Source organism: Streptomyces sp. S.PNR 29 (genome assembly GCF_030386795.1).
Taxonomy (GTDB): domain Bacteria; phylum Actinomycetota; class Actinomycetes; order Streptomycetales; family Streptomycetaceae; genus Streptomyces.
This window is the reverse complement of record NZ_JANUQM010000011.1, coordinates 194701-214735: the sequence shown is the minus strand read 5'-3', so window position 1 is coordinate 214735 and position 20035 is coordinate 194701. Positions and strand designations below refer to the sequence as shown.

The following is a 20035-nucleotide window of genomic DNA, read 5'->3' as shown; positions in this document are numbered from 1 at the left end:
GAAATCCATGCGACGGGCCGACCGACCGGCTCCATCGGTTTCATGAGCCGGACGACGTCAGCGCTCCGTGTGCGCCGTGGTTTCGGAGTTGAGCCGTCCGGACCGGAAGGGTTCGACCCTTTGGGGCATCTCACCGAATCCGGCCTCCGTCAGTGTCCGCCGGAGGCCGGGCAGCGCGGACACGCGGTCGGCGAGCGGAGCGTCCACCTCGACGCGGACGGTGTCGCCCAGGTCGCGGACCCTGAGATCGCCCACCGTGATCCCGTGCGCGGCCAGAAGCGCGCGCAGCGCGGACTCGGCGCGATCGACGCGGGCCAGGCGGTGCGGGGTGACCTCGATGCCGTAGCGGATACGGCTGGCCAGGCACGGTGTGGCGGGTTTGTTCCACGTCGGCAGCGACCAGTGCCGGCTGAGGCGACGTACGTCGGCTTTGCTCAGGCGGGTGTCCAGGAGCGGGGTGTGGACGCCTCGCTCGTGTCCGGCGCGGATGCCCGGTCGGTGCGGATCCAGGGCGTCGTCCGCGTTGGTGCCGGTGGCCACGTTCTCGAAGCCGTGGCCGCGGGCGAGTGCGGCGATCGCGTCCAGGACCTCGGACTTGCAGAAGTAGCACCGATCAGGGCCGTTGGCCCGGTAGCCGGGGCGGGTGAGTTCGTTGGTGCGCGGGGTGAGGTGGACGACGCCCAGATCCGTGGCGAAGCGGTGGGCGCGGGCCTGCTCCCCGGAGGCCAGGCTCTCCGACAGGGCGGTGACGGCCAGGACGCGTGCCGGACCGAGGGCGCGTACCGCGGCGGCAAGGACGAGCGCGGAGTCCGCTCCGCCCGAGAACGCGACGGCGACCGGGCCGATCTCCTCGAGGCGCACCAGCAGCCGGTGCGCGAGGGCGGAGGTGTCATCGTTCACGGTTGTTTCCTTCAGAGCTGGGCCGTCGGGTCGGCGCCCGGGTGCTCTCGTGGAGCGCGCGGGCGGCCACGGCCCGCAGCGGCAGGCCGAGCCGGGTGGCTGCGGTGACCAGGTCGTCGTGTTCGGGCTTGGCGCCGTGCGGGCCGTGCTTGATCCGTATCTGGTGGCCGTCGACGTCCACGGTTTCGAAGGTGCGGGGCAGGGCGGTGCGGGTGGCGGCCGTGCGGCGGATGCCGAGGCTGCCCGTCTCGGCGAGGACGAGGTCGCGCAGCCGGGTCTCGTCGTGCGGGGTGGTCAGGACGTGCAGCACGTGCGCCGGGCGGCCCTTCTTCATGACGGCCGGGGTGACCCAGGCGTCGAGGGCCCCGGACGCGAGGGCCTGCGCGAGGGTGTGTCCGAGAACCTCGCCGGTGACGTCGTCGAGGTTGGTCTCCAGGACGACGACGTCCTCGGCCTCCTCGCCGACTGCCCTGTGGGGTACGGGGGTTGCGAGCGTCACCGCCGTGACGTTGGGCCGGTCCGGCAGACGGCGGGTGCCCGCCCCGTAGCCGGTAGGGCCCAGGGTCATGGGCGGGGGCGGTCCGTACCGTGTGCCTGCGGCGCGCAGCAGTGCCGCGCCAGTGGGGGTCACCGTCTCTCCGGGCAGATCACTGCCGACGACGGCTGCCCCGGCCAGCAGGGCGAGGGTCGCCGGTGCCGGGCAGGGCAGCACGCCGTGCGCGGAGTTCACCCGGCCCCGGCCGAGTGGCAGCGGTGCGCAGACGACGTCGGTGACCCCCAGGGCGTGCAGCGCGGCAGCGGTGCCGACGATGTCCACGAGCGTGTCGTGGCCGCCGAGTTCGTGCAGATGGACGGTGGCGGCGTCGGCGTCGTGCAGCCTGCCCTCCGCCTCCGCGACCGCGGTCACGGCGGCCACCGCGAGGGCTGCCACGGGTTCCGGTGTGGCCCGTGAGACCAGTTCGACCACTTCGGCGGCCCGCCGCTCGGCGCACGGGTCGGTGACCCGCACGTGCACGCGGGTGGCGGCCAGTTGGTGGTCGGTGACGCGCTCGGCGGTCAGTTCCCAGCCGGTCAGTCCGGTGGCGGCGATCGCGGCCCGGATCCGGTCGAGCGGCGCCCCGGCGTCGATCAGGGCGCCCAGCAGCATGTCCCCGGCCAGTCCGGTGAACGGGTTGATCCAGCAGATCATCCGGCACCTCCACCAGAACGCGTGCGGCACTGGGCGATGCGATGGACGGCCATGGCGGCCGAGAAACCGGAGTCGATGTTGACCACCGTCACCCCGGCCGCGCAGGACGCGTGCATGGCGAGCAGAGCGGTGACGCCCTCCAGGGAGGCGCCGTACCCCGTCGAGACGGGGACGGCGACGACCGGTGAGCGCACCAGCCCGCCGACCACGCTGGCGAGCGCGCCTTCCATGCCGGCCACCACGACGACCGCGTCGGCGGCCTGGAGCTGCTCGCGCACCTGGAGGACACGGTCCAGTCCCGCCACCCCCACGTCGTGGATGCTCGTCGTCCTCAGACCGACCGCCGAGGCCACGGCGACCGCTTCCGCGGCGACCGGGCGGTCGGACGTACCCGCGGAGACCACCGTGACGGAGAAGTCACCGGTGGCGGCCTGCCGCCAGAGCAGCAGCCGGGCCTCCTCGTCGTAGGTTCCGGTGCCGCCGCCCCCCGTGTCCAGCTGAGCCAGTACGGCCTCGGCGGCCTCCGGCGCGACGCGGGTGACGAGGACCGGACCGGTGTTGTGCTCCAGCAGGCGGGTGACGATGCCGGAGATGTGCTCCACCGTCTTGCCGGGCCCGTAGACGACCTCGGGCAGTCCCTGGCGTGCCTCACGGTCCAGGTCCAGTCGGGCGTACCCGAGGTTCAGCACCCCGCTCATGCCCGGGCCCCCTTGAGGTAGGGAATGGTCTGCGGGCCTTCGGGCAGGACGCAGACCCGGGCTCCTGGGCCGGCGGCGGCGAGTGCCTCGGCGACGGTGGCGGAGATGTCGCCGGTCTGTTCCAGGTGCGCGGTGGCCAGTTCGGCGTCGCTGAGGAAGCCGGTGTGCATCACGACCCGGCAGCTCGACTGGATCCGGGCCTGTATCTGCACCTGCCACTGGTCGGGGACGGTCTCGCCGCGGGCGCTGATGTCGTCGAACAGCGCTTGCGGGGAGGGCGCGGAGGCCAGCACCTCCCGGTAGGAACCGTGGTCCGGGAAGCCGTCGCGGCACTCGGCGGCGCAGACGATGGTGCCGCCCGGGCGGACCACCTGGTGGGCGGCGGACATTCCCTTGACGGCCTGGTAGAGGTTCTGGTCCAGCGGGAAGCCCGAGTTGGTGGTGACGACCACGTCGAAGGGCGCCTCGACCGGGCGCATGGCCATCCGCTTGGCCGCGGCGGTGGCGGCGGCGTGCATGGGCAGCAGGTCCCCGCCGAACGCGGCCACGATGTCCTTGTCCCGGTTGAGGACCACGTCCAGTGCGAAGGTGACTCCGGTGGCCTCGGCGATCGCGCGTACGTCGTCGTGGACCGGGTTGCCGTAGGTGATGCCCCAGGTGGCGCGCGGGTCGCCGATGCGTGCCGCGTCGTGCAGCACGAGGACGGTCTCCAGCGCGGCGAGGCCGGGGGCGACGAGTTTGGGGCCGCCGGAGAAGCCGGCGAAGAAGTGCGGCTCGACGAAGCCGGTGGTGATCCGGACGTCCGCCTCGGCCCACGCACGGTTGAGCCACACCGGCACGTCGTCGCCGTACCTGCCCATCCAGGTCAGCTGTCCCGGGTCGCGGGCGTCATGGTTGACGATCCGCACGCGGTCCACGATCTCGTCGCCGAACATCTGGCGCAGCTCGGCCTCGCTGTTGCCGCGGTGGGTGCCGGTGGCGACCAGGATGACCACGTCCTCCCACCGTACGATCCCGTCGAGCTCGTCGAGGACGGCCGGAATCATCAGATGGCGCGGCTGCGGGCGGGTGCCGTCGCAGGCCAAGATGGCCACCGTCTGGCCCGGGCGTACGCGTTCACGCAAGGGTGGCCCGGCGACGGGGTTGTGCAGCGCCGAGCGCAGTACGGCCGTCTGGTCCGCGGCTGCCTCATGGTGGACCGGCAGGAGAACGGTCGCCGCGCCCGGGTCCACGTCGATATCGAGCCCCGAACGCCCGTAGGCAAGACGCACTTTCACAGGTCTTCCCTCCTCAGTCGGTAGGCGCGGGTCGCCGTACCGCCGAAGATTTCGCAGCGCTCGGCTTCGGTGAGGCCACCGGTCAGCTCCTCGGCGGCGGCAACGACCTCCTCGTACGAGGCGGCCAGCAGGCACACCGGCCAGTCCGAGCCGAACATCACCCGCTCCGGGCCGAAGGCGTCCAGCACCACGTCGGCGTAGGGCCGCAGCGTGGCGGCGCTCCAGTGGTCCCACTGTGCCTCGGTGACCATGCCGGACAGCTTGCAGAACACGTTGGGCTGCGCCGCCAGTTGACGGATCAGCGACGCCCACGGCTGGAGTTCTCCCCGGGCGATGGGGGGTTTGGACAGGTGATCGAGGACGAACGTCAGTTCCGGCAGCGCTCGTGCGGTGGCGATGGCGGCGGGCAGTTGGTGCGGAAGGGTGAGCAGGTCGTAGGTGAGGCCCGCGGTCGCGACGGCGCGCAGGCCCCGGTGTACGTCGGGCCGGGTCAGCCAGTCGGGATCAGGTTCGCTCTGGACCAGGTGGCGCAGTCCCACCAGGAGTTCGCCGCCGGGCGCTGCCCGAAGCGCGGACAGCGTGTCGGAGAGGCGGTTGGAGGTCAGGTCGGCCCAGCCGACGACACCTGCCACCAGATCGGTCCTCTCGGCCAGGGTCAGGAACTCCGCGGTCTCGTCGGTCTCCGGCAGAACCTGGACCAGGATCGTGCGGTCGATCCCCACCGCCGCGGCCTCCTGTGCCAGGTCCACCAGGGTGAAGTCCCGCCGTAGCGGGGCCATGTCCGGCTTGTCGAGCCAGGGGTGCGCGCGGCGGCGTGGGCCGATGTCCGCCACCGCGCGGGAGGCGGACATCGGCCGCCAGGTGTGGTGATGTGCGTCGATCCTGGTCATGGTCTTTCCGGTTGGTGGTCGTGCGATCCGATGCGGACAGTGACCGGCACCACCGGATCTTCAGAGGCTCGGCTGACTGTGCGTCGCTGCTCGCTGCTCATCGCCCAGGCGGTGGCAGAGTAGCAATACATCCCATGACTGGGGAAGAAGTAGAGCGGTTTCTTGAGAGCACACGCAAGTCGACCCTGCGAAATCTGTGAATACATCCCAGGTCTGTGTGCTGGGTGGTTGGTGCCGGGCGACGCCCGTCCGTCACGTCCGCGCGGTCGCCCCGGAGGGCAAGGGTTCGCCGGAGCGCAGGTGTTCCCTCAGCCACTGCTCGGTGTTGCTCACATGCAGCAGCGCGGCGGCCTGACCGAGGGCGGCGTCACGGGCGGACAGCGCGTTGAAGATCGCCTCGTGTTCGGCGAGGGTGCGGCCCGCGGCCTTGTCGTCGATCAGACCGCGCCAGATGCGGGCGCGCAGGGTGCGGCCGGAGATCCCTTCCAGGAGGGTGAGGAGGGTCTCGTTGCCCGTGGCCGAGACGACGGCGCGGTGGAACGCGGCGTCATGGGCGTTGAGCTGTTCCACGTCGTCGCGGGCCTCGCGCATGGCGTCCAAGTGCCGCTTCACCTCGGCCAGTTGCTCGTCGGAGATCCGGGTGGCGGCAAGGGCCGTGGCCATCGGTTCGAGGAGTCGGCGTACCTCCATGAGGTCCTGCAAGGCGACCGAGTCACCCTGGAGCAGCTCCACCGCACCGCCGAGCCCCTCCAACAGCAGGCTCGGCTGGAGGCTGGTCACATACGTGCCGTCGCCCCGCCGGACCTCCAGGACGCGGGCGACGGCCAGCGCCTTGACCGCTTCGCGGGCGAGGTTGCGGGACAGGCCCAGTTGGGCGGCCAGGTCCGGCTCCGGCGGGAGCTTGGAGCCCGGCGGCAGCGCGCCGGTCCGGATCAGCTCACGGATCTGTTCGATGGCCTTGTCCGTCAAAGACACCGCGCACCCCTCCCTCACCGCGCCCGACGAGCACGTCCGACCTGATCAGCCCCTGCGCGCTCAGATCGTCCCAGAGGCCGTCCGGGACGCGCTGATCATGGAGTTCCACGTTCCGTACGACCTGTTCCGCAGTCCGCATGCCGAGGGTGACGTTGAGGATACTGGGATGCGTGTACGGGAAGGCGATCGCGGCGGCGGGCAGGGTGGTCCCGTGCGCCGCGCACACCTCGGCGATCGCCAGCGCCCGCGCGACGAGCTCCGGCGGGGCGTCCCGGTAGTCGTACTTCATGCCCTCGGCGGGCCGGTCGAGGGAGAGCAGGCCCGAGTTGAACACGCCCACCGCCACCACGCTCTTGTCCAGTTCCCGAGCGGCGGGCAGGACGTCGTCCAGCGCCGACTGGTCCAGGAGGGTGTAGCGCCCGGCCAGCATCACCACGTCGGCGGCCGTCTCGCGCAGAAAGCGGGCGAGCATCGCCGACTGGTTCATGCCGGCACCGATCGCGCCGATCACGCCCTGGTCGCGCAGCTCGGCGAGGGTGGGCATGGCCTCCTCGGCGGCCTGCCGCCAGTGGTCGTCCGGATCGTGCAGGTAGACGATGTCGAGGCGGTCCAGGCCAGTGCGCGCCAGCGTGTCCTCGATGGAGCGGAGCACGCCGTCCCGGCTGAAGTCCCACTGCCGGCGCAGGTCGTCCCGTACGACGAAGCCCTCGGTGTCGACGCCGCGCGGCTCCTCGTTGGGCACCAGCAGCCTGCCCACCTTGGAGGAGATGACGTACTCGTCGCGCGGGCGGCCTCGCAGGGCGGCACCCAGGCGGCGTTCGGAGAGGCCGAGGCCGTAGTGCGGTGCGGTGTCGAAGTACCGCAGGCCGGCTTCCCAGGCCGCGTCCACGGCGGCTGCCGCGTCGTCGGCCGGGGTGACGCGGTAGAGGTTGCCGATCACGGATGCCCCGAAGCCCAGCTCGGTGAGGGAGACGGACGTGTTCTGGATCTTCCGCTGGTGCAAGACGTGCTCCTGGATACGGGGGTGGCGCGCCGGTCAGCGTCTGACGTGGGCCGTTCCGCCCGCGATGAGCGCCTCGACCTCGGCGAGCGAGGCCATGGAGACGTCTCCGGGCGTGGTCATGGTGAGCGCGCCGTGGGCGGTGCCGTAGGCGAGGGCCCGCTCCAGGCCGGCCCCGGCCAGCAGTCCGTGGATCAGGCCGGCGGCGAATCCGTCGCCGGAGCCGATGCGGTCCAGCACCTGAAGGCCGGGCATCCGCGGGCCGGCGACGAAGCCGGTGTCGGTGGACCAGGCGGCCGAGGACCAGTCGTTGACGCCGGCCGACGGTACGTCGCGCAGGGTCGTCGCCAGTACTTTCGCCTCGGGCAGCAGGCCGGCCACCTCGGCGAGCGCGTCCGCCACCTCGTCGTCCCCGATGCGGGTCTGTCCCGGGTACGTCCCGGCCAGGCCGAGGGCGCCCACCACGACGTCGGCGTGCCGGGCGAGCCTCAGGTCGACCTCGCGGGCGGCCTCGGCGCCGCCCCGGCCGGCCCACAGGCTGGGTCGGTGGTTGGGGTCGTAGGAGACGGTGATGCCGTGGCGGCGGGCCGCGGCCATGGCCTCGTCCGCGACGTCCACCGTGGTGTCGGACAGGCCGGCGAAGATGCCGCCGGTGTGGAACCAGCGCACCCCGGCCGAGAACACCGCGTCCCAGTCGACATCCCCCTTGCGCAGCTGGGACACGGCGGTGTGCGCGCGGTCGCTGACTCCCAGCGCGCCGCGGATGCCGTAACCGCGTTCGACGAAGTTGAGGCCGTTGCGGGCGATGCGGCCGATGCCGTCGTCGGGTACCCAGCGGATCAGCGAGGTGTCGACGCCGCCCTGGAGGATCAGGTCCTCCACCAGCCGGCCCACCGCGTTGTCGGCGAGCGCGGTCACGACCGCCGTGCGTCGGCCGAAGCAGCGCCGCAGTCCGCGGACGACGTTGTACTCGCCGCCGCCCTCCCACACCTGGAAGGTACGGGCGGTGCGGATGCGCCCCTCGCCCGGGTCGAAGCGCAGCATCACCTCGCCGAGGGCGATCACCTCTGGGCCCGTCATGTCGTACTCCTTTCGACGGCCTCGGCGGTCAGTCGTCGGACCTCGTCGTACCTCCCGCGTTCCAGGTGGTCGGTGGTGGCCATCCAGCTGCCGCCGACGGCGAGCACCGCCGGGTGGGTGAGGTAACCGGGCAGCTGGGCAGGCCCGATGCCGCCGGTCGGGACGAAGCGCACTTGAGGGAATGGAGCCGCCAGGGCCTTGAGCGTGCTGGTTCCGCCGAGCGGTTCGGCGGGGAACAGTTTGACCGTGTCGAGGCCCGCCTTCAGGGCGCGCATCAGCTCGGTGGCGGTCGCGACGCCCGGTACGACGGCGACGTTCAACTCACGGCATCTGCGGACGACTTCCGCGTCGAAGCCGGGTGACACGACGAACCGGGCCCCGGCCCGCACCGCGCGCTCCGCCTGCTGCGGGGTGAGGACGGTACCGGCGCCGACGGCCAGGCCGCCGTGGGCTGCCATCTCCTTGAGCACCAGCTCGGCGTCCGCTGTGCGGAAGGTGACCTCCGCGCACCGGGCGCCGCCCGCGGTGAGCGCGTCGGCCAGCGGGCCGGCGGCGGCCGGGTGGGCCACGGTCAGCACCGGCATGATCCGGGCGCCGGCCAGCACGGAGGCCAGGTCGGCGCCGCTCATCGGCCCAGCCACCCACCGTCGACCGGAAGGATCGTGCCGTGGACGTACGCTGCCGCGTCCGAGGCCAGGAACACGGTGGCGCCCGCGAGGTCGTCGGCGCTGCCCCACCGCGCGGCCGGGATGCGGTCCAGGATCGCCTTGCTGCGCACCGGGTCGTCCTGGAGGGCCTGGGTGTTGTCGGTGGCGATGTACCCCGGGGCGATGGCGTTGACGTTGACGCCGTGCGGCGCCCACTCGTTGGCCAGCGCCTTGGTGAGACCGGCGATGCCGTGCTTGGCGGCGGTGTAGCCGGGGACGGTGATACCGCCCTGGAAGCTGAGGAGGGAGGCCGTGAAGATGACCTTCCCCCGGCCGCGGGCCACCATCGACGCGCCGACGGCCCGGGTCAGCGCGAACTGAGCGTTGAGGTTGACCTGGAGGACCATCTCCCAGTCCGCGTCGGCATGTTCGGCCGCCGGCGCGCGGCGGATGGTGCCCGCGTTGTTGACCAGGATGTCCACCGGACGCTCCCGCCCGGCGAGGTCCGCGCCCAGTGCCCGGACAGCCTCCGGGTCGGCGAAGTCGGTGCGGATCGCCTCGAAGGTGCGGCCGGCGGCGAGGACGTCCTTCTCCACCGCACTGCCGGACTCCTCCAGCGAGGCGCTCACGCCGATGACGTCGGCCCCGGCCTCGGCGAGCGCGCGGGCCATGGCCCGGCCGATCCCGCGCCGGGCGCCGGTGACGACGGCGAGCCTTCCGGTGAGGTCGAAGGCGGTCATACGGCGGCTCCCTGAACGTCGTCGGTGCAGTCCACGAGGATCTTCATCACGTCGCCGCCGCCCTCCAGCGCCTCGAACGCGGCGGGTGCCTGCGTGAGCGGCACGACCTTGCTGATCAGCCGCTCGGCCGGGATGGTGCCGTCGGCGACCAGGGTCACCGCCTTCTCGAAGTCGGAGCGGTCGTACAACCGGGCGCCCACGAGCGTGAGTTCGCGCCAGAAGAAGCGATGCAGGTTCACCTCGCGGGGCCGGGAGTGGATGGCCACAAGACACAGGCGGCCCCGCACGCCCAGCACGTCGACCGCCGTGTCCACGCCGGCCGCCGCACCGGACACCTCGAAGGCGACGTCCGCCCCCGCGTCCCCGGTCCACTGCTCCACGAGCCGCGGCACGTCGACGTCGGCCGGGTTCCACGCCGTGAGTCCCAACTCCTCGGCGAGCAGCCGACGGTGGGCGCTCAACTCCACCACCCGGACCTCGGCGCCCGCGGCTCGCGCGACCAGCGCGATGAGGACGCCCACGGGGCCGCCACCGACCACGACCACCTTCTCGCCCTCGGCGACCCGGGCCCGGCCCACGTCGTGCACGGCGACCGCCGTCGGCTCGACGAGCGCGGCGCGGTCCAGGGGAAGGGAGCCGGGCAACCGGATGAGCGTCGAGGCGGGCACCTTCCAGCGCTGCTGCATCGCGCCCGGGGAGTCGATGCCGATGAAGTCCAGGTGCTGGCAGATGTGCTGGTGGCCGTTGCGGCAGGCCAGGCAGGTGTCGTCCCAGCGCAGCGGCATCACGGTGACCGCGTCGCCCGGCTGCCAGCCCTCGACGCCCGGGCCGACGCGTAGGACGCGGCCGGCCATCTCGTGTCCCAGGACGGCGGGCGCGGCGACCCGGGCGTCCATGTCGCCGTGGAAGATGTGCAGGTCGGTGCCGCAGATGCCGACGTACGCGGGAGCCAGCTCCACCTCACCGGGTCCGGGAGAGGAAGGCTCCGCGGCAGCCGTGTCGAGGGTGCGGGCGGAGATGTAACGGACGGCGAGTGTCATCGTGTCGTCAGGGTCCCTTCAGCGCGGACGCCGATGGTCAGCAGCAGGTTGGCGTAGGTGCGGGTGTCGGCGGTGACGACCGCGAGTGCCAGGTCGGGCGAGCGGGCGGCGTCGTAGAACTCGAAGCGCCCCAGCGTGTCGACCGGGACGGGCGCAAGCATGGAGCGGTACTCGGCGATGGCGGGCGGCTCCGGTTCGCCCTCGGGCGGCACCATGACGTGCGCCGCCTCGACGGGCAGGGCGCGCAGCAGGACGTCGAGGACGGTGGTGACGTCCAGCAGGCCGGGGGCCAGGTTGAGGTGGACGGTTCTGGCACGCTCGCCGGTGGCGGTGCTCGCCGGGTAGTGGCCGTCGGCGAGCAGCACGCGGGCGCCGTGGCCGGCTCCGGCCAGGGATTCGAGGATGCCAGGGTGCAGAAGTTCGGTCAGGAGCACGAGGTGTCCTCGTCCTTCTTGTCGGGGCGGTCGGTGAAAGGCGGTCGCCGTAGCGGAGAGCGCTGCCTGGCACTCGCCGACGAACAGTCGGCCGGCACCTAGAGGGTGTGCGGCCCGTCTCCGGGACCGGTTACGTGCGGTGCGCCGCCGGGGATCAGGCCGGAGGAGGCCGGTGCTCGCCGGCCTCCGCGAAGCGAGGAGCAGGCGCGTGACCGCCGGAGGGCGTCGACGCCGCAGGTGCGCCGGCTGGGCGCCTGACAGGGCTCGCCCCGCCGGTGTGGGGACGGCGCAGGTCCCGCGCATGAGGAGCGTCGGCCAGGGGCGTCAGACACGGGTGGCCCAGACGGGGCCGTCGGGGTAGGCGTACTCCTTGAGGGACTCGGGGTGCATCTGCGCGCTCAGTCCGGGCAGGGTCGGCGCCAGGTAGTGGCCGTCGGCGATGCGCACCGGGTCGACGAAGTGCTCGTGCAGGTGGTCGACGTACTCGATGACCCGGTCCTCGGTGGTGCCGGACACGGCGACGTAGTCGAACATCGACAGGTGCTGCACCATCTCGCACAGGCCGACGCCGCCCGCGTGCGGGCAGACCGGCACGCCGAACTTCGCGGCGAGCAGCAAAATCGCGATGTTCTCGTTGACGCCGCCGACCCGGGCGGAGTCGATCTGCACGATGTCGACCGCGCCGGCCTGGAGGAGTTGCTTGAAGACGACCCGGTTGGCGATGTGTTCGCCGGTGGCGACCTTGATGGGGGCAACGGCCTTGCGGACGGCGGCGTGGCCGAGGATGTCGTCGGGGGACGTGGGCTCCTCGATCCAGTAGGGCTCATACGGGGCCAGGGCGTTCATCCAGTCGATCGCGGGCTGCACGTCCCATCTCTGGTTGGCGTCGACCGCGATGCGGATGCCGTCGCCGACCGTCTCGCGGGCGGTGCGCATGCGCCGTACGTCGTCCTCCAGGGATGCTCCGACCTTCAGCTTGATCTGGGTGAAGCCGTCGGCGACGGCCTCGCGGGCCAGACGGGCCAGTTTCTCGTCGGAGTAGCCGAGCCAGCCCGGGGTGGTGGTGTAGGCCGGGTAGCCGCGCTCCAGCAGACGCGCGATCCGCTCCTCGCGGCCCGGCTCGGCGCGCTTGAGGAGGTCCAGCGCCTCCTCGGGGGTGAGGGCGTCGCTGAGCCAGCGGAAGTCGACCTGAGCGACCAGGTCTTCGGGCGACATTTCACCGAGGAAGCGCCACACGGGCTTGCCGGCACGCTTGGCGGCCAGGTCCCAGGCGGCGTTGACGACCGCTCCGGTGGCCATGTGGATGGCGCCCTTCTCCGGTCCCAGCCAGCGCAGTTGGGGATCGTGGACGAGAGAGCGGGAGAAGGCGCCGAGGTCGGAGCAGACCTCCTCGACCGAGAGGCCCACCACGTGCGGGGCCAGGGCCGCGATGGCGGCGGCCTGAACGTCGTTGCCGCGACCGGTGGTGAAGGCCAGAGCGTGGCCCTCGAGTCCGTCGCCGGCGTCGGTGCGCAGGACGACGTAGGCGGCGGAGTAGTCGGGCTCGGGGTTCATCGCGTCGGACCCGTCCAGGTGCTCGGACGTCGGGAAACGCACGTCCAGCACGTCCAGGGCGGTGATACGGGCAGTGGTCGGGGGTGCCGGGGAAGCGGACGGGGCGGATGGCATGGCGGCAACTCCAGTGCGGGCAGGGGCGATACGGCCCCTGACGACGAGATGTGGGCGGCGGAGGAGGCCGGTTGGCCCGCCGCGATGCGCGAGATGGCCTGGGGAACACCACCCACTAAAGATAGGATGTATTTATAGAGCCCCGCACACTCTGTCGTCCAGACCGCAAAGAAAGACACAGGTCACATCGTTCTCCGACGAGCAGACCACGGGGCCCTCTTCATGAAGCATCCCACCAATCTCCGCCATCCGGTAGCTCAAGTTCACTACGGACGCCCGTAAGACATGGCATGTCTGGCTGGCGTCAAAGGCGTGCGTAGATCGATAAATCGGGTCATATCGCATGAGCGTGGGGCGCTTTTCATCCCTGCACACTGGTTGACATCCCCGGGAGAAATGGCGGACCTTCATGCGTGACACGCGGCGCTCCATGCACAGCAGCCACGCCGACTCGTGTCCCCTCGCATTCCCCTGTCCCCCTTCCGCACCCGGGATGTGCCCATGTCGAGTCCGCTCAACAGACGCCAGTTCCTGGCCGGTGCCACCTGTGTGGCCGCGGCGGCCGTTGCCGGCGGTGTGTTCGGCGCCGGTGTCGCCCACGCGGCGCCCAGCACGTATACGCCCGACTGGAACTCGGTCGACCAGCACCCGCCGGCTCCGGAGTGGTTCCAGGACGCGAAGTTCGGGATCTACTTCCACTGGGGCGTCTTCAGCGTCCCGGCCTTCGGCAACGAGTGGTACCCGCGCACCATGTACCGGGCCGGCGACAGCGTCAACCAGCACCACATCGCGACCTACGGCCAGCCGTCGGCTTGGCCGTACCACAACTTCATCAACGGCGCTCAGGACCTGGCGGGCAACTTCGTGAAGTTCGCGCCGAAGCTGAAGTCGGCCGGCGGGAAGTTCGACCCCGACGAGTGGGCGCAGCTCTTCGTCGACGCCGGCGCCAGGTTCGCCGGCCCCGTCGCCGAGCACCACGACGGCTTCTCCATGTGGGACAGCCAGGTCAACGAGTGGAACTCGGTCAAGAAGGGCCCAGGCCTCGACCTGCTGAAGCTCTTCTCCACGGCCATCCGCGCCAAGGGCCTCAAGCTGCTGGTGGCCATGCACCACGCGTACAACTTCACCGGCTTCTACGAATACGCCCCCGCCCAGACCGACCCCAGCCTCAAGAAGCTCTACGGGCAACTGGGCTCGTCCGCGGAGAACCAGCTCTGGTACGACAAGCTCAAGGAGGTCATCGACCGCGCCCAGCCCGACATCCTGTGGCAGGACTTCAACCTGAGCGCCGTCGACGAGCAACAGCGCCTCAACTTCCTGGCGTACTACTACAACCAGGCCAACAGCTGGGGCCGTGAGGTCGTCGCCACCTACAAGGACGGCATGCACGGCAAGGGCGAGGTCTTCGACTACGAACGCGGCGGCCCGGCCGACCTCACCACCCCGTACTGGCTGACCGACGACAGCATCTCCAGCAGCAGCTGGTGCTACACCCAGGGCATCGGCTACTACACGTTCCAGCAGATGCTGCACTCCTTCATCGACCGGGTCAGCAAGAACGGCAACATGCTGCTGAACATCGCGCCGATGGCCGACGGCACCATCCCCCAAGCCCAGAAGGACATCCTGCTCGGCATCGGCGACCACCTGAAGCGCTTCGGCGAGTCGATCTACGCGACCCGCGCCTGGACGGCGTACGGCGAGGGCCCGACGAAGATGGGCGGCGGCTCGTTCACCACCCCGCACGCCGGCACGGCGCAGGACATCCGCTTCACCCGCAACAAGGCGAACAACGTCCTGTACGCCACCGTCCTGGGCTGGCCCGGAAGCTCCCTGACGATCAAGACCCTCGGCTCGGACCGGATCAACCTCTCGTCGCTGACCTCGGCGAAGCTCCTCGGCACCACCGCCGGCACCTACATCGACCTGCCCACGCCGACGCAGAGCTCCTCCGGCCTCACGGTCACCCTGCCCTCCTCGGCGCCGTACAGTGCGGGCGCCTACGTCCTGAAGCTCGCCTTCTCCGGCAGCATTCCGGGGCTGAGGCCGCAGGCCGGCGCCATCGCCTTCAAGGACGTCGACTACACCGGTGACTACGCCACGTTCACCCTCGGCGACTACACCGCCGCCGACCTGACCGCGGCCGGACTGGGCGCACGCACGCTCTCCTCTCTCCGGCCGGCCCCCGGCTACCAGGTGATCGGCTACTCGGGAGACAACTTCACCGGCACCTCCTGGACCTTCACCGCCGACAACCCCGACCTCAGGAACACCGGCAACAACGACCAGATCACCTCGCTGAAGGTCCAGTTCAACCCGGCGACGTACTTCCGGATCACCAACGTCACCGACGGCCTCGCCCTGGACAGCGGCGGCAACGTCGCCTCCGGGTCCAACCTCAAGCAGTGGACCTGGGACGGCAGCCCCAACCTGCAATGGCGCGCGGAGCCGGTGGGAGGCGGCTATTACCGGCTGGTCAACCGGACGAACGGCATGGTCGCCGACGGCTGGGGCGCCACCGACAACGGCTCCGCCGCCAGACAGGCCCCGTGGAGCAACAACAACAACAACCAGCACTGGACGATCACTCACCGCGGCGACGGCCGCTACTCGATCGCCAACCGCACCACCGGCCTGGTCCTCGACGGCGGCGGCAACGTCCCCTCGGGCTCCGTCACGAAGCAGTGGAGCTACGGCAGCAGCACCAACCTGCTGTGGACCTTCACGGCGCTCTGATCCCCGAGACGCGCGGGCGGCTGCGGTGACGTGATTCTCCGCAGCCTTCAGCCGCCTGGCGCCCAGTTGGCCAGACAGGTGTCCGGCACCCTCACGCGAGCCCGTGAGGGTGCCGGAGGACCGAAGGACCTGGACCGCACGGCGGTGGCCCAGGTGGCCGGCCGTTTGACAGCCGTGCTGCGAGGCGAGGCATCTGAGGACCAGCGAGTCGCGTCCGGATCCATGCCTGGCAGAGCGTCAGTGCAGCACCGTCCGAACTCCTTCTCCGAGGAAGCGACATGACGGCACGCAGTATCACCGACCGCCTGGGCGGCCTCGCCTTCGGCGGCGACTACAACCCCGAACAGTGGGACGAGCCGGTCTGGAAGGAGGACGACGAGCTCATGCGCCGGGCCAGGGTCAACCTGGCCACGCTCGGAGTCTTCTCCTGGGCCCTGCTCGAACCGGAGGAGGGACGCTACGACTTCTCCTGGCTCGACGCCCACATCGAACGCCTGCACGCAGGCGGCGTGGCCGTCGACCTGGCCACCCCGACTGCCTCCCCGCCGCCGTGGTTCACCCTGGCCCACCCCGACGCGCTGCCGGTCGCCCCGGACGGCACCCGTCTCATCCACGGCAGCCGCGACACGTACTGCCTCACCGCCCCCGCCTACCGCAGCGCGGCCCGCCGCATCGCCTCCGCGCTGGCCGAACGGTACGGCGACCACCCCGCCCTCGCGCTGTGGCACGTCCACAACGAGTACGGCACGCTCTGCTGGTGCGACCACACGGCCGCAGCCTTCCGGGTGTGGCTGCGCGCCCGCCACGGCTCACTCGAGGCCCTCAACGCGGCTTGGGGCACCGCCTTCTGGAGCCAGCGCTACACCTCCTGGGAACAGGTGCTGCCGCCGCGCGCCACGCAATGGCACAAGAACCCCGGCCAGGCACTGGACTTCCACCGCTTCTGGTCCGACGAGATCATCGCCGCCTACCGCGAACAGCGCGACGCGATCCGCGTCCACAGCGACCGGCCCGTGACGACCAACCTGATGCTCCCCGCCTACCAGAACGTGGACTTATGGGCCTTCGCCCGCGAACTCGACGTCGTCACCTCCGACCAGTATCCGAGCGCCCCCGGCCTGGACGCCGCCGCCGACGCCGCCTTCCATGCCGACCGCACCCGCTCCCTGGCCGGCCAACGCCCCTGGCTGCTGATGGAACAGGGCACCAGCACCGTCTACGACGGCGACCAGATCCTCGCCAAGGAGCCCGGCGACATCCTGCGCCACACCCTCGGCCACATCGCCCGCGGTTCCGAGGGCGCCCTGTTCTTCCAGTGGCGGCAGTCCCGGGCCGGCGCGGAAACCTGGCACTCGGCGATGGTCCCGCACGCGGGCCCCGACAGCCGTATCTTCCGCGAGGTCATGCAGACCGGGGAAGCAGTCGCCCGGCTGGGCGAACTGGCGGGATCGACGGTCACCGCGTCCGTGGCCGTGCTCGACGACCCGGACGCCTGGTGGGCGCTCGGCGTGGACGGTCTGCCCTCCTCCCACCTGGACTACCACGCGTCGCTCGTCCGGGCGCACCGCGCGCTGTGGGACGCGCACGCCACCGTCGACTTCGCCCACCCCGGACAGGAGTTGAGCCGCTATCGGCTCGTCATCGCCCCGGCCCTGTTCCTGCTGTCCGACGCGGGCGCGGAGAACCTGCGCCGTTATGTCGCCGGCGGCGGAACGCTCCTCGTCCAGCACGCGAGCGGATACGTCGACGACCGCATGCACGCCCGGCTCGGCGGCTATCCAGCCGGCCCGCTGCGCGAGGCACTGGGCATCCGCGTCGAGGAGTACCGTCCGCTGCGGACGGACCAACGGATCACCCTGTCCGACGGCTCGCACGGCACCGTCTGGAGCGAGTCCCTGCGCTGCGAGGGAGCGCAGACGCTCGCCGCCTACACCCACGGCATGCTCACGGGCAGCCCGGCACTGACCCGGCACCGCTTCGGCACCGGACAGGGCTGGTACCTCTCCACCCGCCTGGATGACGCCGACTACGGCTCCCTGATCGGCCGGCTGCTGAAGGAGACCGGCATCGAGCCGGAACTGCCGGGTCAGCCGCCCGGTGTAGAGGCCGTCACCCGGCACGCCGCCGACGGGCGCCACTGGCACTTCCTGATCAACCACCGCACCGACGCGGTGCCCCTGCCGGGCCCCGCCCACGACCTGCTCACCGGTGCCCTCGCGCACGAAATCCCGCCCGGCGGCTGCGTGGTGCTGCGCCGGCCGTGACGTCCGGGCTGCCGTCCGGCGGCTCACCCGGGAGACAGGACGCAGAGGGACTCTCTCAGCGCCGGGCCGCCCGGGCGGCCGACCAGGCGGTACCGGCTTCCATCCGGCCCCCGGCGTCCGTCCTCACTCCTCCTTCGGCGGGGCGGTGCTCTCCCGGACGGTGAGGGTGGTCGCGATCTCCAGTCCGAGCTGCGACACGTCCTCACCACGGCCGAGCGCCAGGGCCAGCTCGGTGGCGGCCGCCGCCATCTCGGTCAGGGGCTGATGGACGGTGGTCAGGGGCGGATCCATCCAGGCCACCACCGGTACGTCGTCGAAGCCCACCACGCTGAGATCGTGCGGGATGCGCAGGCCCAGCTCCCGCGCGGCCTGGTAGACACCGAGCGCCTGCATGTCGTTCGCCGTGAACACAGCGGTGGGGCGATCGGGGCGGGACAGCAGCTCCCGCGCCGCGGCGTACCCGTGCTCGCGTGTGAGCAGGGTCTTCACCATGAGGTCGGGTTCCGTGGGCAAGCCGGCTTCCACAAGGGCGGAGACATAGCCGGACAGCCGGGCGCGGCAGAAGGGGTGGTCCGGTCCGGCGATCATGGCGATGCGCCGATGTCCCAGTGCGGTCAGATGCCGGGTCGCCGCCTGACCGCCTCGCCAGTTCGTGGCACCGACGAACGGCACGTCGTCGGGCAACTCGTCGATGGGGTCGAAGACGACGAACGGGATCCCCTTCGCCGTCAGCTGTTCCCGCTCCGTTTCGGAGAGCTGCGCCACCGACAGGACGCACCGGGGGCGCCGCCCGACCGTGTCGTCGATGGTCCTGGCCGCCGTGTCATGGAGCCCGAACTCCGACACCAGCACGCCGACCCCGCTCCTGCGGGCCACGCGCTCGACACCGCGGATGATCTCCACGGCCCACATGCTCTCCAGTTCGCGGAAGACGAGCTCCACGAGGTTGCTGCGGTTCTTGGGAGGTTTTCGGTAACCGTACTGATGGATCAGCTGCTCGACGCGGGCCCGGGTCTCCTCCGACACCCCGGACCGGCCGTTGAGCACCTTCGACACCGTGGGCACCGAGACGCCTGCGGACTCGGCGATGTACGCGATCGTCACCGATGGGGGTCCCTCGCCGCTGCCGCCCTGCTCTTCCTTCGAAGGTCTTCCCGCTCGGTTGTCCGGCACGGTCTCCCTTCCTCCTCCCCACGCATGCTGCCCCCGCCATTCTGGCACCTCAGGCGGGGACCGGTGAGAGACGCCGTCCGCAGGCCTCTTCGCGGGCACCCGCGGACGGACCGCTTGAGGATGCGGGGCGGAGCCGGTGCGGATCCCCCGGGGACCTCCGGCCGATCCCGGAGCCGCTGCTCCCGCGGCCCCCGTCCTGCGAGCGCCGATGCACCCCTCCGCTCGGCCAGGTTTCCGGTCGCCCGGCTGCGTGGGACGGCACGAGGAAACATCCCGCCGTGCACGGCCTCGCGCACGGCGGTCGCACCCGTCGTACCACTGCCGTGCAGCCGCGGGGTGGTGGCCGGCCGGCTCCCACCGCTCACCCGGCACCCCGCCCGACTTGCGCGGCCGTGGTGCCGACATCGCGGGGCGGAACTCCCCGGTCGGACCTTCGCTTGACACGACCATCTTATCGGTAACAGTGTATCCATTATGAGTACCTGGTCTGACCCACAACCCGATTCCCGGTTCATCGCGGTGGGCGGTCTGCGGATCCACTACAAGCGCGCCGGGCACGGCCCGGCACTCGTCCTGCTGCACGGCAGCGCGTCGTCGCTTCAGCACTTCGACCGTGCGGCGGGCCTGCTGTCGGAGTCGTTCGACGTCATCCGCCCCGACCTGCCGGGGTTCGGCCTGACCGGCCCCCGCGAGGACCGCGACTACCGCATCCCGGCCTACGCCGCGACGGTGGCGGACTTCCTGGAAGCACTGGGGGTGCCGCGCTACGCGGTCGCCGGCAATTCACTGGGCGGCAACATCGCCTGGAACCTCGCTCTGGACCACCCGGAACGGCTGACCGGCCTGGTGCTGGTCAACGCCACCGGATACCCGGAGAAGGAGATACCGGCAGGCATGCGCCTGACGCGCAACCCGCTGCTGCGTCCCGTGTTGCGGCGGGTGATGCCGCGCGGCGCCATCGAGCGCAACCTGCGCGCGAACGTCGGCCCCCGCTCCACGATCGTGGACGAGGCCATGGTGGACCGCACCCACCAGCTCATGAACCGGCCCGGGAACCGCTCGGCCTTCGTCGACTTCTGCAACACCGACCAGCCCGACCGCAGCGCGCAGATCCCCCGCATCGCGGCGCCCACGCTCGTGCTGCGCAGCGCCGGCATCGAGGGCCAGCACTTCACCCGCGACATTCCCGGCGCCGTGGAGCTGGTGCACCCCGACGGCGGTCACCTGCTGCCGGAAGAGGAACCGCAGTGGGTCGCGGACGCGATCGTGGACTTCCTCCGCTCCACCGCCGACACCCCCACACCCTGAGGCCCAGGAGGCCCGT

General features: G+C 71.3%; 17 protein-coding genes. 3 read left to right on the top strand and 14 right to left on the bottom strand.

The window, feature by feature from the left end; genetic code table 11:
- Window positions 1-57: 57 nt before the first annotated feature.
- The 13 genes from larE to NW895_RS28080 all read right to left on the bottom strand — a co-directional run bounded on the left by larE (window position 58) and on the right by NW895_RS28080 (window position 12538).
- Window positions 58-900, bottom strand: coding sequence for an ATP-dependent sacrificial sulfur transferase LarE (larE, locus tag NW895_RS28140; RefSeq protein WP_289939003.1), 843 nt, complete (start codon window positions 898-900; stop codon window positions 58-60).
- Complete coding sequence (larC, locus tag NW895_RS28135) at window positions 890-2089, bottom strand: nickel pincer cofactor biosynthesis protein LarC (protein ID WP_289939001.1); 1200 nt, start codon at window positions 2087-2089, stop codon at window positions 890-892. Before larC ends, larE begins: the two co-directional genes overlap by 11 nt.
- Window positions 2086-2787, bottom strand: a complete 702-nt coding sequence (larB, locus tag NW895_RS28130; protein ID WP_289939000.1) for a nickel pincer cofactor biosynthesis protein LarB — start codon at window positions 2785-2787, stop codon at window positions 2086-2088. Before larB ends, larC begins: the two co-directional genes overlap by 4 nt.
- Window positions 2784-4064: a nickel-dependent lactate racemase gene (gene larA / locus NW895_RS28125; RefSeq protein WP_289938999.1), complete on the bottom strand. Its 1281-nt coding sequence runs from the start codon at window positions 4062-4064 to the stop codon at window positions 2784-2786. Before larA ends, larB begins: the two co-directional genes overlap by 4 nt.
- Window positions 4061-4954, bottom strand: a complete 894-nt coding sequence (locus NW895_RS28120) for an amidohydrolase family protein (protein ID WP_289938998.1) — start codon at window positions 4952-4954, stop codon at window positions 4061-4063. Before NW895_RS28120 ends, larA begins: the two co-directional genes overlap by 4 nt.
- A gap of 252 nt (window positions 4955-5206) precedes the next feature.
- Window positions 5207-5929 (bottom strand): FadR/GntR family transcriptional regulator, encoded by a 723-nt coding sequence (locus tag NW895_RS28115; protein WP_289938996.1) that lies wholly within the window; start codon window positions 5927-5929, stop codon window positions 5207-5209.
- Complete coding sequence (locus tag NW895_RS28110) at window positions 5892-6932, bottom strand: aldo/keto reductase (protein ID WP_289938995.1); 1041 nt, start codon at window positions 6930-6932, stop codon at window positions 5892-5894. Before NW895_RS28110 ends, NW895_RS28115 begins: the two co-directional genes overlap by 38 nt.
- A gap of 33 nt (window positions 6933-6965) precedes the next feature.
- Window positions 6966-8009, bottom strand: coding sequence for a sugar kinase (locus NW895_RS28105; protein ID WP_289938993.1), 1044 nt, complete (start codon window positions 8007-8009; stop codon window positions 6966-6968).
- Window positions 8006-8638 carry a bifunctional 4-hydroxy-2-oxoglutarate aldolase/2-dehydro-3-deoxy-phosphogluconate aldolase gene (gene eda / locus NW895_RS28100; RefSeq protein ID WP_289938992.1) on the bottom strand — a complete coding sequence of 211 codons (633 nt, stop codon included), beginning with the start codon at window positions 8636-8638 and terminating at the stop codon, window positions 8006-8008. Before eda ends, NW895_RS28105 begins: the two co-directional genes overlap by 4 nt.
- Window positions 8635-9396, bottom strand: a complete 762-nt coding sequence (locus NW895_RS28095) for an SDR family NAD(P)-dependent oxidoreductase (RefSeq protein ID WP_289938991.1) — start codon at window positions 9394-9396, stop codon at window positions 8635-8637. Before NW895_RS28095 ends, eda begins: the two co-directional genes overlap by 4 nt.
- A complete protein-coding gene (locus NW895_RS28090) occupies window positions 9393-10436 on the bottom strand; it encodes an alcohol dehydrogenase catalytic domain-containing protein (RefSeq protein WP_289938990.1) in 1044 nt (347 codons plus the stop codon). The genes NW895_RS28095 and NW895_RS28090 overlap by 4 nt, the downstream gene beginning before the upstream one ends.
- The gene (locus NW895_RS28085) at window positions 10433-10870 is read right to left on the bottom strand and encodes an RbsD/FucU domain-containing protein (protein ID WP_289938989.1); all 438 of its coding nucleotides are present in this window, start codon (window positions 10868-10870) and stop codon (window positions 10433-10435) included. The genes NW895_RS28090 and NW895_RS28085 overlap by 4 nt, the downstream gene beginning before the upstream one ends.
- Before the next feature lie 324 nt (window positions 10871-11194).
- Window positions 11195-12538, bottom strand: coding sequence for an L-fuconate dehydratase (locus NW895_RS28080; RefSeq protein WP_289938988.1), 1344 nt, complete (start codon window positions 12536-12538; stop codon window positions 11195-11197).
- Window positions 12539-13039: 501 nt separating this feature from the next.
- Between NW895_RS28080 and NW895_RS28075 the strand changes: the two genes are divergently transcribed.
- Complete coding sequence (locus NW895_RS28075) at window positions 13040-15274, top strand: alpha-L-fucosidase (protein WP_289938986.1); 2235 nt, start codon at window positions 13040-13042, stop codon at window positions 15272-15274.
- Window positions 15275-15552: 278 nt separating this feature from the next.
- Window positions 15553-17538, top strand: a complete 1986-nt coding sequence (locus tag NW895_RS28070) for a beta-galactosidase (RefSeq protein ID WP_289938985.1) — start codon at window positions 15553-15555, stop codon at window positions 17536-17538.
- A gap of 123 nt (window positions 17539-17661) precedes the next feature.
- Here NW895_RS28070 and NW895_RS28065 read toward each other — a convergent pair whose 3' ends face one another.
- Window positions 17662-18642, bottom strand: a complete 981-nt coding sequence (locus NW895_RS28065) for a LacI family DNA-binding transcriptional regulator (protein ID WP_289938984.1) — start codon at window positions 18640-18642, stop codon at window positions 17662-17664.
- Window positions 18643-19185: 543 nt separating this feature from the next.
- Between NW895_RS28065 and NW895_RS28060 the strand changes: the two genes are divergently transcribed.
- Complete coding sequence (locus NW895_RS28060; protein WP_289938983.1) at window positions 19186-20019, top strand: alpha/beta hydrolase; 834 nt, start codon at window positions 19186-19188, stop codon at window positions 20017-20019.
- The last annotated feature ends 16 nt before the right edge of the window (window positions 20020-20035 follow it).

Excerpts from the sequence above, each read along its gene's own strand:
- larC (WP_289939001.1), bottom strand. The coding sequence starts at position 2,089 with ATGATCTGCTGGATCAACCCGTTCACCGGACTGGCCGGGGACATGCTG.
- NW895_RS28090 (WP_289938990.1), bottom strand. The coding sequence starts at position 10,436 with ATGACACTCGCCGTCCGTTACATCTCCGCCCGCACCCTCGACACGGCT.
- NW895_RS28060 (WP_289938983.1), top strand. The coding sequence starts at position 19,186 with ATGAGTACCTGGTCTGACCCACAACCCGATTCCCGGTTCATCGCGGTG.
- larB (WP_289939000.1), bottom strand. The coding sequence starts at position 2,787 with ATGAGCGGGGTGCTGAACCTCGGGTACGCCCGACTGGACCTGGACCGT.
- NW895_RS28080 (WP_289938988.1), bottom strand. The coding sequence starts at position 12,538 with ATGCCATCCGCCCCGTCCGCTTCCCCGGCACCCCCGACCACTGCCCGT.
- NW895_RS28075 (WP_289938986.1), top strand. The coding sequence starts at position 13,040 with ATGTCGAGTCCGCTCAACAGACGCCAGTTCCTGGCCGGTGCCACCTGT.
- NW895_RS28070 (WP_289938985.1), top strand. The coding sequence starts at position 15,553 with ATGACGGCACGCAGTATCACCGACCGCCTGGGCGGCCTCGCCTTCGGC.
- NW895_RS28105 (WP_289938993.1), bottom strand. The coding sequence starts at position 8,009 with ATGACGGGCCCAGAGGTGATCGCCCTCGGCGAGGTGATGCTGCGCTTC.
- NW895_RS28095 (WP_289938991.1), bottom strand. The coding sequence starts at position 9,396 with ATGACCGCCTTCGACCTCACCGGAAGGCTCGCCGTCGTCACCGGCGCC.
- eda (WP_289938992.1), bottom strand. The coding sequence starts at position 8,638 with ATGAGCGGCGCCGACCTGGCCTCCGTGCTGGCCGGCGCCCGGATCATG.
- NW895_RS28120 (WP_289938998.1), bottom strand. The coding sequence starts at position 4,954 with ATGACCAGGATCGACGCACATCACCACACCTGGCGGCCGATGTCCGCC.